This is a genomic window from Streptococcus oralis (assembly GCF_001579025.1).
GTDB classification, from domain to species: domain Bacteria; phylum Bacillota; class Bacilli; order Lactobacillales; family Streptococcaceae; genus Streptococcus; species Streptococcus oralis_X.
In genome coordinates this window covers 1-300 of record NZ_KQ970254.1, presented here as the reverse complement: position 1 = coordinate 300, position 300 = coordinate 1, and the positions used below count along the sequence as shown (strand labels likewise).

1 protein-coding gene is annotated in these 300 nt (G+C 43.0%); it reads left to right on the top strand.

What is annotated here, in order from left to right:
- On the top strand, positions 1 to 300 hold a 300-nt coding region (locus SORDD27_RS09495), incomplete at both ends, for a MucBP domain-containing protein (protein WP_155718903.1).

The following is a 300-nucleotide window of genomic DNA, read 5'->3' as shown; positions in this document are numbered from 1 at the left end:
ATAAGGAAGGCAATGAAATTCCAGGTTATCCAACAGAAGACGGCGAACAACCGAAGAAAGATATCCCAGGTTACCGCTTCGTAGAGACTAAGAAACTTCCAAACGGTGATACAGAACACGTTTATGAGAAGGTTAAGACCAGTCACAAGGATAAGGAAGGCAATGAAATTCCAGGTTATCCAACAGAAGACGGCGAACAACCGAAGAAAGATATTCCAGGTTACCGCTTCGTAGAGACTAAGAAACTTCCAAACGGTGACACAGAACACGTTTATGAGAAGGTTAAGACCAGTCATAAGG